The 14,930-nt window shown below is 70.0% G+C and carries 14 protein-coding genes; 5 read left to right on the top strand and 9 right to left on the bottom strand.

The genetic code is table 11. The features are described 5' to 3' along the window. Positions 1 to 95: 95 nt before the first annotated feature. The 3 genes from SD37_RS19545 to SD37_RS19535 all read left to right on the top strand — a co-directional run bounded on the left by SD37_RS19545 (position 96) and on the right by SD37_RS19535 (position 2,788). A complete protein-coding gene (locus tag SD37_RS19545) occupies positions 96 to 989 on the top strand; it encodes a RecB family exonuclease (protein WP_037319693.1) in 894 nt (297 codons plus the stop codon). A 10-nt stretch (positions 990 to 999) separates the two neighbouring features. Next, a complete protein-coding gene (locus SD37_RS19540; protein WP_044853476.1) occupies positions 1,000 to 1,785 on the top strand; it encodes a thioesterase family protein in 786 nt (261 codons plus the stop codon). Positions 1,786 to 1,852: 67 nt separating this feature from the next. Continuing rightward, positions 1,853 to 2,788, top strand: coding sequence for a ParA family protein (locus SD37_RS19535; RefSeq protein WP_037319698.1), 936 nt, complete (start codon positions 1,853 to 1,855; stop codon positions 2,786 to 2,788). Positions 2,789 to 3,071: 283 nt separating this feature from the next. Here SD37_RS19535 and hisG read toward each other — a convergent pair whose 3' ends face one another. From hisG to metH, 6 genes are all read right to left on the bottom strand, one after another. Continuing rightward, a complete protein-coding gene (gene hisG / locus SD37_RS19530; protein ID WP_044853248.1) occupies positions 3,072 to 3,917 on the bottom strand; it encodes an ATP phosphoribosyltransferase in 846 nt (281 codons plus the stop codon). 33 nt (positions 3,918 to 3,950) lie between these two features. Then, positions 3,951 to 4,214 (bottom strand): phosphoribosyl-ATP diphosphatase, encoded by a 264-nt coding sequence (locus tag SD37_RS19525; protein ID WP_065912890.1) that lies wholly within the window; start codon positions 4,212 to 4,214, stop codon positions 3,951 to 3,953. 71 nt (positions 4,215 to 4,285) lie between these two features. Beyond that, on the bottom strand, positions 4,286 to 4,777 hold the full coding sequence (locus SD37_RS19520) for a methylated-DNA--[protein]-cysteine S-methyltransferase (protein WP_044853246.1): 492 nt from the start codon (positions 4,775 to 4,777) through the stop codon (positions 4,286 to 4,288). 16 nt (positions 4,778 to 4,793) lie between these two features. After that, on the bottom strand, positions 4,794 to 6,257 hold the full coding sequence (locus SD37_RS19515; protein WP_044853245.1) for a DNA-3-methyladenine glycosylase 2 family protein: 1,464 nt from the start codon (positions 6,255 to 6,257) through the stop codon (positions 4,794 to 4,796). Positions 6,258 to 6,312: 55 nt separating this feature from the next. Then, positions 6,313 to 6,993 carry an HAD family hydrolase gene (locus SD37_RS19510; RefSeq protein WP_083255015.1) on the bottom strand — a complete coding sequence of 227 codons (681 nt, stop codon included), beginning with the start codon at positions 6,991 to 6,993 and terminating at the stop codon, positions 6,313 to 6,315. Between the two features lie 16 nt (positions 6,994 to 7,009). Continuing rightward, positions 7,010 to 10,573 carry a methionine synthase gene (metH, locus tag SD37_RS19505; RefSeq protein WP_044853244.1) on the bottom strand — a complete coding sequence of 1,188 codons (3,564 nt, stop codon included), beginning with the start codon at positions 10,571 to 10,573 and terminating at the stop codon, positions 7,010 to 7,012. A gap of 39 nt (positions 10,574 to 10,612) precedes the next feature. On the opposite strand from metH, the gene SD37_RS19500 reads away from it, so the two are divergent. After that, positions 10,613 to 11,512: a PAC2 family protein gene (locus SD37_RS19500; RefSeq protein ID WP_044853243.1), complete on the top strand. Its 900-nt coding sequence runs from the start codon at positions 10,613 to 10,615 to the stop codon at positions 11,510 to 11,512. Positions 11,513 to 11,625: 113 nt separating this feature from the next. Here the strand turns inward: SD37_RS19500 and SD37_RS19495 are convergent, their stop codons facing one another. The 3 genes from SD37_RS19495 to SD37_RS19485 are packed head-to-tail and all read right to left on the bottom strand — an operon-like array spanning position 11,626 to position 14,279. Then, positions 11,626 to 12,450 carry a metallophosphoesterase family protein gene (locus SD37_RS19495; RefSeq protein ID WP_044853242.1) on the bottom strand — a complete coding sequence of 275 codons (825 nt, stop codon included), beginning with the start codon at positions 12,448 to 12,450 and terminating at the stop codon, positions 11,626 to 11,628. A gap of 15 nt (positions 12,451 to 12,465) precedes the next feature. Then, on the bottom strand, positions 12,466 to 13,704 hold the full coding sequence (locus SD37_RS19490) for an MFS transporter (protein ID WP_044853241.1): 1,239 nt from the start codon (positions 13,702 to 13,704) through the stop codon (positions 12,466 to 12,468). Then, positions 13,701 to 14,279: an ArsR/SmtB family transcription factor gene (locus SD37_RS19485; protein ID WP_044853240.1), complete on the bottom strand. Its 579-nt coding sequence runs from the start codon at positions 14,277 to 14,279 to the stop codon at positions 13,701 to 13,703. Before SD37_RS19485 ends, SD37_RS19490 begins: the two co-directional genes overlap by 4 nt. A gap of 152 nt (positions 14,280 to 14,431) precedes the next feature. Here SD37_RS19485 and SD37_RS19480 point away from each other — a divergent pair, with 152 nt between their 5' ends. Beyond that, positions 14,432 to 14,908, top strand: a complete 477-nt coding sequence (locus SD37_RS19480) for a MarR family winged helix-turn-helix transcriptional regulator (protein ID WP_044853239.1) — start codon at positions 14,432 to 14,434, stop codon at positions 14,906 to 14,908. Positions 14,909 to 14,930 lie beyond the last annotated feature (22 nt).

Below are 14,930 nucleotides of genomic sequence, written 5' to 3'. Positions count from 1 at the left end.
GGTAACCCGCCCGTCCCGTCCGGGTGGTGTCGGTCATGCCCGCTCCGGTGCGTCGCGGTCACGGAACTGTCGGTACCCGGCGCTACCCTCCCCTCATGCCCGACACCGACACGGTCACCGCCGATCCGCCGCCCGGCGCCGAAGTCCCGCGCCGTCGGCCGGCCCTGTCCCCGTCGCGTGCCAGCGACTTCAAGCAGTGCCCGCTGCTCTACCGGTTCCGCGCGGTCGACAGACTGCCCGAGATCCCGACGAAGGCCCAGCTGCGCGGCACGCTGGTGCATTCCGTGCTGGAGCGCCTGTTCTCCCTTCCGCAGGCCGATCGCACTCCCCCGCAGGCCAAGGAGCTGCTCGCGCCGGCGTGGCAGGACCTGTCCGCGGAACGTCCGGAGTGGATCGAGCTGTTCGACCAGGACGATCCCGAGGCCGTCACCTCATGGCTCGCTTCGGCCGAGCAGCTCGTCGACACCTACTTCGGGCTCGAAGACCCCCGGCGGCTGGAGCCGGAGGCGTGTGAGCTGCACGTCGAGATCGAGCTGGGCTCCGGGGTGCTGCTGCGGGGTTACGTCGACAGGCTGGACGTCGCGCCGACCGGCGAGATCCGCGTCGTCGACTACAAGACCGGCGCCGCGCCCCGCGAGATCGGCGAGGCCAAGGCGATGTTCCAGATGAAGTTCTACGCCGTGGTCCTGTGGCGGCTGCGCGGTGTCGTGCCGCGTCAGCTGAAACTGATGTACCTCACCGACGGCCAGTCACTGGCCTACACCCCCGACGAGGCCGAGCTGGTCCGGTTCGAGCGCACGCTCGAAGCGATCTGGCAAGCGATCCTCAAAGCGGGCAAGACCGGCGATTTCCGGCCCAATCCGAGCAAACTCTGCGCGTGGTGCGATCACCAGGCGCTCTGCCCGCAGTACGGCGGCACTCCCCCGCCCTATCCCGGCTGGCCGGAGCCGGATCCCGGCGAGGAGTCCGTTTTGGACCGTGCGGATTGAGGTGTCCGGTGTGACAGAGGCCTTTTACGTTCCCTCGGGCGACGGGAAGTTCGTCCCGACCGAGCACACCGCGGGGCCGTGGTCCCCGGACGCGCAGCATTTCGGGCCGCCCTCGGCGTTGCTCGTCCGCGCGCTCGAGGAGATCGACGCGCCGCACGCGAGCCAGCTCGCCAGGGTGACGATCGAGATCCTCGGCCCGGCACCGCTGAAAGAGCTTTCCGTGCGGGCGTGGGTGCGGCGCCCGGGCCGCTCGGTCGAGTGGCTGGCGGCCGAACTCGCCCACGGCGAGCGGGTCGTCGCGCGGGCGTCCGCGTGGCGCATCGCGACCTCGGACACCACGCCGGTGGCCACCTCCGAAGGTCCCGCCCTGCCCTCGCCGGACGACGCCCCGGCGTCGAACTGGCCCGAAAGCTGGCACGGCGGTTATCTGGACGCCGTCGAGTGGCGGCGGGTCCGGGGCGCGCTCGACGAACCCGGTCCCGCGACGGTCTGGGGACGTCAGCGCGTCGCCCTCGTGGACGGGGAGAAACCGAGCGCGCTGCAGCGGCTGTTCGTCCTGGCGGATTCCGGCAACGGGATCTCGAACTTCCTCGACCCGCGGGAGTGGTGGTTCATCAACTCGGAGCTGACAGTGCACCTCCGGCGCCCACCACTGGGTGACTGGATCGGCGTCGACGCGGCCACCCTGGTCGGCCCGAACGGCATCGGCACGGCGACGACCACGCTGCACGACGTGTCCGGGCCGCTCGCCTCGGGGGCGCAGGCGTTGCTGGTGCGACCGCGACAGGCGGGCTGATAGACGCGCTTTCTCGGCGTGTTTCCAATAGCCTTCCCGGAACAACAGACGCAGGGAGCGCTTCGGCATGCAGATCACCTCGGTGGTCAACCAGAAAGGCGGGGTCGGCAAGACCTCACTCAGCGTGGGCGCGTCGGCCGCACTGGCCGAACGCGGCCGCCGGGTGCTGCTGATCGACCTCGACCCACAAGGGCACGCGACCACCGAACTCCTCGGCCTGGACGAGGTGGCCCCGGACGCGCCCAGCCTGGCGAAAGCCCTGACCAAGGTGTGGAAGGGCCCGATCGAGGAACTCGCCGTACGGCATCCGCGCAGCAACATCGGGCGCGGCGGCGCGTTCGACGTCATCCCGACGTCGCCGGGCATGTTCGACCTGATCAGGCGGCTGGACCAGTTCCGGGTGCCCGGCTGGCAGCTGGCCAGGGTGATCCAGTTCGCGAACTACGACCACATCATCATCGACTGCCCGCCCGCGCTCGACGTGCTGACCAACAACGCGCTGGCCGCGTCGCACGGGATCCTCGTGCCGGTGCAGCCGGACCGGACGAGCATCCGCGCCCTGCGCCTGCTTTCGGACCAGGTGCGCTACGTCGAACAGACCGTCGGCCGTCCGCCGATCGCCTACTACGGCCTCGTTCCCGGGCTGTACCGCCGCCCGATCTCGCATTACGCGGCGGCGGCGCTGCAGGAGCTGTACACGTTCGGGATCCCGATGCTCTCGCATGTCCCGCTGGGCGTGGTGATGAACGAGGCGGCCGCGCACGGCGTGCCCGTGACGACCTACGCACCGGAAACCCTGCAGGCGCTGTCGTTCCGGGAGATCGCGGCGACGCTGGACGGGTACCTGCAGAACCATCCGGCCCCGGCGATCGTGCCCGCGGACGAGGAGTTCGTCTTCGAGGACTTCATCACCGAGGTCTCGGTGGCCCGCAGCGCCAACGACAACGGCGCGCGGAAGAAGCTCTACGACCTGATGCCCAAGAAGCCGAACCGGCCTCGGTAGCCCATGCCATGAAAGGTCCTTTCCTTGCGAAATTTGCAAGGAAAGGACCTTTCATGGCGTCCTTTTTTCCTGGTTGTGGCCCGGGGCTGAAGGGCGCTTTCCCCGCATCGCATGCGGCGAAAGCGCCCTTCGCCGCGTCAGATGAGGGGAAAGCGACCTTCAGCCCCTCCCGCCCATGCCAGGGTGCAAGGGAGCGGGGTCGTGCGCGGGTAACGGCTCTGACCGGCGACGTGGATCGTGAGTGGTAAGTGCCGTTCTAACGACACTTACCACTCACGAGGCTTTACAGGCGGCAGGCCCGGATGTCCGACGCCAGGACGGCCTTCGCGCCGGTCTCGGCCAGTTCGTCCATGATCCGGTTGACCTCCTTGCGCGGGACCATCGCCCGCACGGCCACCCAGTCGTCGTGCGCGAGCGGCGCGACGGTCGGCGACTCGAGGCCCGGTGTGATCGCGATGGCCGCGTCCAGCAGCGAACGCGGGCAGTCGTAGTCCAGCATCATGTAGTGCTGGGCGAACACGACACCTTGCAGCCGCGCCTTCAGCTGGTCCTTGGGCCGGGTGTGCTCGGTGCCCGCGCGCTGCAGCAGCACCGCCTCCGACACGCAGATCGGGTCACCGAACGCCACGAGATTGTGCTGGCGCAGCGAACGCCCGGACTCGACGACGTCGGCGATGGCGTCGGCCACGCCGAGCTGGATCGAGATCTCGACCGCGCCGTCGAGACGGATGACCTCCGCCTCCACCCCGTGCTGCTTCAGGTTCTCCCGCACGAGCCGCGGGTACGACGTCGCGAGCCGCTTGCCCTGCAGGTCCTCGGCCTTCCAGTCCCGGCCGGCCGGCGCGGCGTACCGGAAGGTGGACCCGCCGAAGCCGAGGCCGAGGATCTCCTCGACCGGGGCACCGGAGTCGAGCGCGAGGTCGCGGCCGGTGAGGCCGAGGTCCAGTTCACCGGATCCGACGTAGATCGCGATGTCCTTGGGGCGCAAGAAGAAGAACTCGACCTCGTTGACCGTGTCCAGCACGGTCAGGTCGCGGGCCTCATGTCGCTTGCGGTAGCCGGCCTCTCCGAGCATCTCCGACGCGGCGGCGGCGAGGGCTCCCTTGTTCGGCACGGCGACACGCAGCATTGCTTCTCCTTGGTTCTCCGGGACGCGAGCGCGTCACAGGTACCGGTACACGTCCTCTGTCGACAGTCCACGGCCGAGCATGAGCACCTGTATCCGGTACAGCAGCTGTGAGATCTCCTCGGCGAGCCGGTCGTCGGATTCGTGCTCGGCGGCGATCCATCCCTCGCCCGCCTCTTCGAGCACCTTCTTGCCCTGCGCGTGCACTCCGGCGTCGAGCGCGGCGACGGTACCGGAACCGTCGGGGCGCGTCCGGGCGCGGTCGGCAAGCTCGGCGAACAGCTCATCGAAGGTCTTCACGGTCGGAGATCCTTCCATCCGCATCGCGACCGCGCTGCCCCGGGCCGGTGTGTTGACACCGGCGTCACACCTCAGAACAGCGTCGACCCGCCCCGTTCGAAGTCGAGCAGCTGCCGCTTCCGTTCGATACCACCGCCGTAGCCGGTGAGATCGCCGTTCGAGCCGATCACGCGATGGCACGGCACGATGATCCCGAGCGGGTTCTTCCCGTTCGCGAGACCGACCGCCCGCGACGCCGTCGGCCGCCCGAGCCGGTCGGCGAGTTCGCCGTAGGACACCGTCTCGCCATACGGGATCCCGAGCAGGCCCCGCCAGACCGTCCGCTGGAATTCGGTGCCGCCGAAGCTCAGCGGGAGATCGAATTCCCGCCGTTGGCCCGCGAAGTACTCCTTCAGCTGTTTCTCGGTCTCCGCGAAGATCGGCGCGCTCGGGTCGGGATGACCGAAGGTCTCTTCGGCCGGGCGGTGACGCTGCTGGACCATGTACAGGCCGCAGAGGCCTTCCTCGTCGGCGACCAGGGTCAGCGGGCCGTACGGGCTGTCGATGACGGTGTGCGTGCGCATGGCGCTCCTTGCGGACTCAGGCGGCCGGAAGCCGGTTGATCGGGTGGTCTCCGGTCGCCCAGAGGTGCTGCACGGCGTAGGCGCGCCAAGGACGCCAGCGTTCGGCGTGCGCGACGAGCGCGGCCGGGCCCAGCCCGTACGCCTTCGCGGCGACCTTGACGCCGAGGTCGGTCGGCAGGAACGCGTCCGGGTCGCCGAGCGAGCGCATCGCGATGCTCTCGACGGTCCACGGGCCGAAGCCGGGCAACGCTTGCAGCCGTTCCCTGGCGCGCTGCCAGTCACTGCCCGTTCCGAGGTCGAGGCCGCCTTCGGTCAGTTCGGCGACGAGGCCGAGCAGCGTCCGCTTCCGGCTTCGCGGCATCGCGAGGCTTTCCGGGTCGATCCCCGCGAGGGCGGTGGCGTCCGGGAAGACGTGGGTGAGGCCGCCGTCCGCGTCGTCGACCGGCTCGCCGTGCGCGAGGACCAGCCGGGCGGCGTGCGTGCGGGCGGCGGCGGTCGACACCTGCTGCCCCAGTACGGCGCGGACGGCGAACTCGTCGCCGTCGACGGTCCGGGGCACCCGCCTGCCCGGCGCGGCCTTCACGAGCGGGCCGAGCAGCGGATCCGCGGCCAGGAGGTCGTCGACCGCGACCGGATCGGCGTCCAAGTCGAGCAGGCGGCGGCAGCGGCTGATCGCGGTCGAGAGGTCCCGCAGGTCCGACAGCGTGAGCCGGCAGCCGATGTAGCCGTCTTCGGGTTTGAGGGCGACGACGCCCGCGCCGTGCGGGAGCCGCAGCGTCCGGCGGTAGGCGCCGTCGCGCCACTCCTCGACACCGGGGACGCCGGTCGCGACGAGATGCCCGAAGAGGTTGTCCGGGAACAACGGCTTCCGGTACGGCAGACGCAGGTTCAGCGTCCCGGGGGCGGTCGACGGTGTGGTGCGGACCCGTGCCCGCAACTCCGTCGGGGACAGCGCGAAGACCTCGCGGACGGTGTCGTTGAAGGTGCGGACGCTGCCGAACCCGGCGGCGAGCGCGACGTCGATCATCGGCAGGCTCGTCGTCTCGATCAGCAGCCGGGCCGTCTGCGCGCGCTGTGCCCTGGCCAGGCTGAGCGGACCCGCGCCGAGTTCGGCCCGCACATGCCGCTCGACCTGCCGGACGCTGTAGCCCAGCCGGGCGGCCAGCCCGCTCACCCCGTCACTGTCGACGACGCCGTCGGCGATCAGCCGCATCGCCCTGGCCACCAGATCCGCGCGTTCGTTCCACCGCGGCGAGCCGGGACTCGCGTCCGGGCGGCACCGTTTGCAGGCACGGAACCCGGCCTCCTGCGCGGCCGCCGCGCTCGGATAGAACGTCATGTTCTCCGGTTTGGGCGGGACGACCGGGCAGCTCGCCCGGCAGTAGATCCGCGTCGTCAGGACGGCGGTGAAGAACCAGCCGTCGAACCGGTCGTCCTTCGCCTGGACCGCGCGGACGCACCGCTCGAAATCCTCATGCACCCGGTCAGCATCACCGACCACGCGGCCGGGGTCTAGCGGAAATGCGACATGGTGGTCAGGGCAGGAGCGCGGTCAATCCGGGCACGTCGAGGCCGACCAGCGACGAACGGAACACGCGCCGCTCCCCCGGCGGGACGTCGACGTCGTTCGGGATCACCACCACCGTGCAGCCCGCCGCGGCCGCGGAAGCCGCGCCGGGCGGGGAATCCTCGATCGCGACGCACCGGGAAGCCGGGACCCCCAGCAACTCCGTCGCCAGCTGGTACGGCCTGGCGTGCGGCTTGTTCAGACCATCGACCTCGTCACCGCAGACGGTGGCCGCGAAATACTCACGGCCGATGGTGTTGAGGGCGAGTTCGGTCAGCGATCGTTCGGTGGAGGTGACCAGCGCCATCGGCACACCCTGGGCTCGCAACAGTTCGAGCAGCTCCTGTGCGCCGGGACGCCACGGGAGCGGGCCGTCGAAGAGGTTGGCCGTCCGCGCGCGGATCCACTCCCCCATCTCCGCGATCGACTCGGGCGTGACGGGTTTACCGCACACTTCGAGCAGGAACGCGGCCGTGTCGTCCATATTGGACCCGACCAGGCTCAGCCGCTGCTCCTCGGTCAACGTGCCACCGAGGGTTTCGACGGCCTCGTAGAGGGCGACGTCCCACAGCTTCTCCGAGTCGACCAGCGTGCCGTCCATATCCCACAGCACGGCGGCGAGTCCGTCCAGTGTGGACGGTTCGGTCACGGCTCCCCCTTCACGATCAGGTGTTGAAGTACTTCGCCTCCGGGTGGTGGCAGACGATCGCGTCGGTCGACTGTTCGGGATGCAGCTGGAACTCTTCCGACAGCTTCACGCCGATCCGCTCCGGACGGAGCAGCTCGACGATCTTCGCCCGGTCCTCCAGGTTCGGGCAGGCGCCGTAGCCCAGGGAGAACCGAGCCCCACGGTAGCCGAGTTCGAAGAACTCCTCGACGTCGTCCGGGTCCTCCTCGGCCACCGCGGCGCCGCCCGCGAAGCGCAGCTCCTCGCGCACCCGGCGGTGCCAGTACTCGGCCAGCGCCTCCGTGAGCTGCACCCCGAGGCCGTGGACCTCCAGGTAGTCCCGGTAGGAGTTCCCGGCGAACAGCTCGTTGGCGTAGTCGGCGATGGGCTGCCCCATGGTGGCGAGCGTGAACGGAATCACGTCCACCTCGCTGTTCGCGAGCGCCCGCTCGCGCGGCCGGTAGAAGTCGGCGAGGCACAGCCGCCTGTCCCGCCGCTGCCTCGGGAAGGTGAACCGCAGCCGCTCCGGGGCGTCCGGGCGGGGCTCGGTCAGCACCACGACGTCGTCGCCGTCGGCGACGCACGGGAAGTACCCGTAGACCACGGCGGCGTGCGCGAGGACGCCGTCCGCGGTGAGCCTGTCCAGCCAGTACCGCAGCCGCGGCCGTCCCTCGGATTCGACCAGTTCCTCGTACGTCGGCCCTTGGCCGCCGCGCGCGCCTTTGAGCCCCCACTGGCCCATGAACGTCGCCCGTTCGTCGAGCATGGCGGCGTAGTCGGCCAGCGGGATCCCCTTCACCACCCGGGTGTCCCAGAACGGCGGCGAGGGAAGCGGGACGTCCGTGGCGACGTCGGAGCGGGCCGCAAGGTCCACTTCGGACTCTTCGGCGGCCTTCTTCGCCTTGCGCGCCTCGGCGATCCGCAGCGACCGCTCGCGGCGTTCCTTGCGCTCCTGGCGTTTCCGCTCGGCTTCGGGGTCCACGAGGGGCGATTCACCGCGTTTGGCCGCCATGATCGCGTCCATCAGGCGGAGACCTTCGAAGGCGTCACGGGCATAGCGGACATCGCCGAGATAGAGCTCCGCGAGGTCGTTCTCCACATAGGACCGGGTGAGCGCCGCCCCGCCGAGCAGCACCGGCCACCGTGCCGAGACCCCACGGGAGTTCATCTCCTCGAGGTTCTCCTTCATGATCACGGTCGACTTCACCAGCAGGCCGGACATGCCGATGGCGTCGGCCCCGTGCTCCTCGGCGGCGTCCAGGATCGTCGTGATCGGCTGTTTGATGCCGAGGTTGACGACCTCGTACCCGTTGTTGGACAGGATGATGTCGACCAGGTTCTTGCCGATGTCGTGGACGTCGCCGCGCACGGTGGCCAGCACGATCCGGCCCTTGCCGGAGTCGTCCTCCTTGTCCATATGCGGTTCGAGCAGCGCGACGGCGGCCTTCATCACCTCGGCCGACTGGAGCACGAACGGAAGCTGCATCTGCCCGGAGCCGAACAGCTCGCCGACCGTCTTCATCCCGGCCAGCAGCGTGTCGTTGATGATCTCCAGCGCCGGACGCTGCTCCAGCGCCGCGTCGAGGTCGGCGTCGAGGCCGTTGCGCTCGCCGTCGACGATCCGCCGCTCCAGCCGCTCGAACAACGGCAGCGCGGCCAGCTCTTCGGCGCGGGACGCCTTCGACGACGCGGTGCTGACGCCCTCGAACAGCGCCATCAGCTCCTGCAACGGGTCGTAGCCCTCGCGGCGCCGGTCGTAGACGAGGTCGAGGGCGACCGCCCGCTGCTCGTCGGGGATCCGGGCCATCGGCAGGATCTTGGACGCGTGCACGATCGCGGTGTCGAGCCCCGCCTGCACGCATTCGTGCAGGAACACCGAGTTCAGCACCTGCCGCGCGGCCGGGTTGAGCCCGAAGGAGATGTTCGACAGGCCCAGCGTGGTCTGGACCTCGGGATAGCGGCGCTTGATCTCGCGGATCGCCTCGATCGTCTCGACGCCGTCGCGGCGGGACTCCTCCTGGCCGGTGGCGATGGTGAAGGTCAGCGCGTCGATGATGATGTCGCTGTGCCGCAGGCCCCAGGTGCCGGAGATGTCCTCGATCAGCCGCGCGGCGATCGCCGTCTTGTGCTCGGCGGTGCGCGCCTGGCCCTCTTCGTCGATGGTCAGCGCGACGACGGCGGCACCGAACTCGCGGGCCATCTCCATCACCTTCGTGAACCGCGATTCCGGCCCGTCGCCGTCCTCGTAGTTCACCGAGTTGATCGCGCACCGGCCCCCGAGCCGTTCCAGTCCGGCGCGCAGCACCGGGACCTCGGTCGAGTCGAGCATGATCGGCAGCGTGGACGCCGTCGCCAGCCGCCCGGCGAGTTCGGCCATGTCCGCCGCGCCGTCCCGGCCCACGTAGTCGACGCACAGGTCCAGCATGTGCGCGCCGTCGCGGGTCTGGTCGCGCGCGATCTCGACGCAGTCGTCGAAACGGCCTTCCAGCATCGCCTCCCGGAACGCCTTGGAGCCGTTGGCGTTGGTGCGCTCGCCGATCATCAGGACGCTGGCGTCCTGCCGGAACGGGACGGCCTGGTACAGCGAAGACACGCCGGGTTCCGGGCGGGGGCGCCTGGTGGCGGGCTGGATGTCCGCGACCGCTTCGGCCAGCTGCCGGATGTGCTCGCCGGTCGTCCCGCAGCAGCCGCCGACCAACCCGACGCCGAACTCGCGGACGAAGCCGGTCAATGCCTCGGCCAGTCCTTCCGGGGACAGCGGGTAGACCGCGCCGTCCGGGCCCAGTTCGGGCAGTCCGGCGTTCGGCATCACCGAGAGCGGGACGCGCGCGTGCTTCGACAGCTGCCGCAGGTGCTCGCTCATCTCGGCGGGCCCGGTGGCGCAGTTGAGCCCGATCAGGTCGATGCCCAGCGGCTCCAGCGCGGCCAGGGCCGCGGTGACCTCGGTGCCGAGCAGCATGGTGCCGGTGGTCTCGACGGTGATCGAGGCGATCACCGGTACCCGCCTGCCCTCGGCCTTCATCGCCCGGTGCGCGGCGATGATCGAGGCCTTCGTCTGGAGGATGTCCTGTGTCGTTTCGACGATGATCGCGTCGACGCCACCGGCCAGCAGGCCTCGGACCTCTTCGAGGTAGGCGTCACGCAACGTGGTGAAGGGCGCGTGCCCGAGCGTCGGCAGCTTCGTGCCCGGACCGACCGACCCGAGGACATGGCGCGGACGATCAGGCGTCGCGTACTCGTCGGCGACCTCGCGCGCGAGCCGCGCGCCCGCTTCGGACAGCTCGAAGATCCTGTCCTCTATGCCGTATTCGGCCAGGTTCGCGTAGTTCGCGCCGAAGGTGTTGGTTTCGACGAGGTCGGCCCCGGCTTCGAGGTAACCGCGATGCACGCCGCGGACGACGTCCGGACGGGTGACGTTGAGGATCTCGTTGCAGCCCTCGAGTCCGGCGAAATCGTCGAGGCCGAGGTCGTGCGCCTGCAACGCGGTCCCCATCGCGCCGTCGGCTACCAGGACCCGGGCGCGCAGCGCGTCGAGCAGCGGTGACGAAAGGCGATCGGACATGCTCAACAGCGTACGACCGCCTGGTCGTAGGCTGGTCCGGTGAGTGAGCCCGTCGACGAGACCCAGCGGCCCGGCCGCGACCACCCGGATGACACCAAGCCGATCATGATCGTCGCCTTCGAAGGATGGAACGACGCAGGTGACGCGGCCAGCCGGGCGGTCGAGCATCTGCAGCTCAACTGGGATGCGACACCGCTGAGCGAGCTGAGTCCGGACGAGTACTACGACTTCCAGGTCAGCAGACCGACCGTGCGCATGGTCGACGGCGTCACCCGCAGGGTCGACTGGCCGACCACCCGGCTCTCGGTGTGCCGCCCGGAGGGCTTCAGCCGGGACATCTTGCTGGTACAGGGGCCCGAGCCGAACATGCGCTGGCGCGCCTTCTGCGGGGAACTGCTGGAGTACATCCAGCAGCTGGACGTCGCCACCGTCGTCACCCTCGGCGCCCTCCTGGCCGACACCGCGCACACCCGTCCCGTCCCGGTCACCGGGACGGCGTACGACAAGGACACCGCTTCGCAGTTCGGCCTGGAGTTGAACAACTACCAGGGCCCGACCGGCATCGTCGGGGTCCTGCAGGACTACTGCGTCCAGGCCGGTGTCCCGGCGGTGTCGATCTGGGCGGCCGTGCCGCACTACGTCTCGCACCCGCCGTCGCCGAAGGCCACCCTCGCGCTGCTGCACAAACTCGAAGACGTCCTCGACGTCGAGATCCCGCTCGGCGCGCTGCCCGAGCAGGCCGAGGAATGGCAGCGGACGGTCACCGAGATGGCCGAAGAGGACGAGGAGATCAGCGAGTACGTCCGAGGGCTCGAGGAGCGCGGGGACGCGGAAACCGAGTTCACCCTGGACGACGTCAGCGGGGACAAGATCGCGGCGGAGTTCGAGCGGTACCTGCGGCGCCGTCGTCCCGGGCAGGACGGTCCGGGCCGGGGCTGACAGCGGCCCTCAAGCGCTCTCCCGCTCCATCCACGCGCCATGAAAGGTCCTTTCCTTGCAAATTTTGCAAGGAAAGGACCTTTCATGGCGTTGGGGGCAGTGGTGGCGAGGCCTCAGAAGATGCGGCGTAGCGGGATGGGACCCCGCGCCCGCTTCCGCCACTCCCGCGGATAGCCGAGCGAAACCTCTTCGAACCGCACCCCGTCCGCCTCCGTGGAACGCGGGATGTGCAGATGCCCGTAGACGGCCACCTCCGCGCGGTAGCGCAGGTGCCAGTCCTCGGTCTCGGTGGTCCCGCACCACAGCGCGAACTCCGGCCAGTACAGCGGCGCCGTCGGGTGCCGGTGCAACGGCCAGTGCGACATGAGGATCGTCCCGTGGTCCTCCGGGATCGCCTCCAGCCGCTCGGTGCTGACCTTCACCCGGTCGGCGCACCAGGCCTGCCTGCTGGGATACGGGTCCGGGTGCAGGAAGAACTCGTCCGTGCACAGCACGCCGGCGTCGCGCGCGTGGTCGATGGCCTTCTGCAGCGACAGTCCCTCGGCCTCCGGGGCCCGCCAGCTGTAGTCGTACAGCACGAACAGCGGGGCGATCGTCAGCGGTTTCCCCTGGTGTTCCCACACCGGATACGGATCCTCCGGGGTGAGGACGTCGATCTCCCGGCAGCGCTCGACCAGATGCTCGTAGCGTGCCTGGCCCCGGAGCTGACATTCGTCCTTCTGGGTGGTCCACAGCTCGTGGTTGCCGGGTACCCAGACGACCTTCGCGAAGCGTTCCCGCAAGGTCTTGAGCACCTCGATCACGGACTCGGCGCGTTCGGCGACGTCACCGGCCACGAGCAGCCAGTCGTCGGGGGTTCGGGGGACGACCTCGTCGACGAGCGGGGCGTTGCCCTCATGGGTGACGTGGAGGTCGCTGGTGGCGAAGAGATGCGGCACTCCACCACCGTAGCTTCACCCGGACCGGGGAACCGCCGAAACCGCATCCCGGCGTAACCGGCCCGAAGCCAGCACGCCCAGCACCATCAGCGCCGAGACGGTGTGCAGGGCCGCCTGGACGTTCAGCAGGACACCGGTACCCAGCACGCTCACCAGCCCGCCGGCCAGCAGCGCGCCCAGTGCGGTGAACCCCGCCATCCCGGCGAACATCGTGCTGAGCACCCGGCCGGACCGTTCGGGCGACGCGGCCGTCTGGACCAGCGAGAGCAGCCCGGACCCGGCCAGCACCCCCGGCGCGCCGACGAGGCCGAACAGTCCGATGTAGACACCCAGCGACGCGGTCAGCGCGGGCAGGTTCCAGATCAGCGCGGACAGCAGGCCGAGCGCGAGCCCGCCCCAGCCGAGCAGCGCGGCGGGCGCGACCTTGCGGGCGACCGTGGCGACGGCGAATCCCGCGGCCAGCCCGCCGAGTGCCTGCACGCCGCGCAACAGGCCGACGTCGCCTTCGGTGCCGTCGAGGATGTCGAGGACGAAGACCACGAACAGCACCAGGAACATGCCCTGCGCCAACGAGGTCAGGACCACGACGAAACCGGCCACGCGCAGCCGCCCTTCCCGCCCGATCTCGCGCAGGCCGTCGAGCCACGCCTTCACCACCGGCTCGTGCGGACCGGCCGCGACGGGTGCCGCGGCCCGGAGGAAGGGACGCGCCAGCAGGGCCGACGCGATCACCAGCACCCCGAGGTAGGCCACCACGACCCAGCCCAGACCGCCGAAGCCGAGCAGGAGACCGCCCGCCCAGCCACCGGCGAGCCGCGAGACGCTGCTGTTGATGCTCATGAGGCCGTTGGCGCCGATCAGCTCGTCCGGGGTGACCAGCTCCGGCACGAGCGCGTTGCGGGCGGGTTCGAACAACGAAGCGAGCCCCGCCTGGCCCGCCATGACCGCGTAGATCACGACCACCGGGCCGTCGGCCCCGAGGAAGAGCAGCGGGAGCGCCACGAACGCCTGTCCCGCGCACACCACGCACAGCACCAGCCGCCGGTTCCAGCGGTCCGCGATCACGCCGGCGACCGGGCTGAGCAGCACCGCGGGCAGCAGGCCGAGCACGATGCTCAGCGCCGTGGTGGCCGCGGACCCCGTCGCCTGGAAGACGAAGACCGGCAGCGCGATCTGCAGCATCCACTCGGCGGTCTCGGAGAAGAAGGCGGCGATCCACAGCCGCGCGAAAGCAGGTTCCCTCAACGGTTTCATCTGCTCGGCTTCCCCTCCGCGTCGATGCGCAGGAACGCGCGGAACCCCAGGTGCACCGGCCGGGCCTCCTCGGGCGCGTCCTTCCGGATCGCGCCGACGTAGGGCCGGACCAGCGCGTCGATCCCCTCGACCAGCTTGTCCAGTTCCGCCGCGGTGACCCGCAGCGAGTACGTGTTGATGCCGGACGAGTCCTGCCACTCCTGCTCCAGCCGGTCGGCGGCGTCGAGGTAGCGCTCGGTCAGTTCCCGCTCCCGGGCGAGCGTCGTGCCCAGGACGGCGAGCTGCGCTCCGCGCAGCGAGGGGTCGTCGCCGAATTCGAGGCCGACCTGGCACGCGCGCCAGGGCCGCTCCCGCCCGTCCTCCGCCTCCACCCGCTCCACGAGCCCGTGCTGGGCGAGCTGGCGCAGATGCCAGCTGATGTTGGACGCGCTCGAACCGACGGCCGTCGCGCAGTCGCTCGCCGTCCGTGGGCCGACCGCCATCAGGTGGTCCAGCAGTGCCGACCGCAGCGGATGCGCCAGCGCCCGCATCAGCTCGGCGTCTTCGATCCGCTTGCGCGGCGGCAACCCGGCCATCGGCTCGATCCAATCTGAAAGAGTTCTTTCGAAAGTTCTCTTTCAGAGTTGCAGGCGGCCGCGAGGTTGTCAATCGGCCTCGATACCCTTGCCAGGACAGTTGCTGTCCCCCTCAGTAACTGCACAAGTCAACTACTGCCCCAGGAACGCGCATGCCCGACCAGCGGGAACTCGCCACCGCAGCCGCCCTTGAGATCCCCCGGTTCGTCAGCGCGACCGTGCTGTTCCAGACGGCCATGGCGGAGCGGCTGGGGATCAGCCCCACCGAGTTGCACGGCCTTCAGCTGGTCATCAGCGGTGCCGCGACCTCGCCGACGGGTCTCGCCCGGGCGCTCGGGATGACGACCGGCGCGGCGACGCGGCTGCTCGACCGAATGGAGAAGCAGCGTCTCGTCGAGCGGGTCCCCGATCCGGCCGACCGCCGCCGCCTGCTGATCCGCCCGCTCCCCGACCGGCTGGACGACGTCGGCGCTCTCTACGCCCCCATGGCCCGCTTCTTCGGCGATCGCCTCGGCAGGCTCGACCGGCGCCAGCTCGCGGCACTCCTCGGCGTCATGACCGACGGCCGCGCCTTCGCCGAACAAGAGGCCGCCCGCCTGCGATCCGGCTCACCGGAAAAAGGGGGTTGACTAACGCTACAAGGGTTGCGTT

The organism is Amycolatopsis orientalis (assembly GCF_000943515.2).
In the GTDB taxonomy this organism is placed as follows: domain Bacteria; phylum Actinomycetota; class Actinomycetes; order Mycobacteriales; family Pseudonocardiaceae; genus Amycolatopsis; species Amycolatopsis orientalis.
Note: the sequence above shows the minus strand (reverse complement) of the source record. Positions and strands in the feature narration are given on the sequence as shown.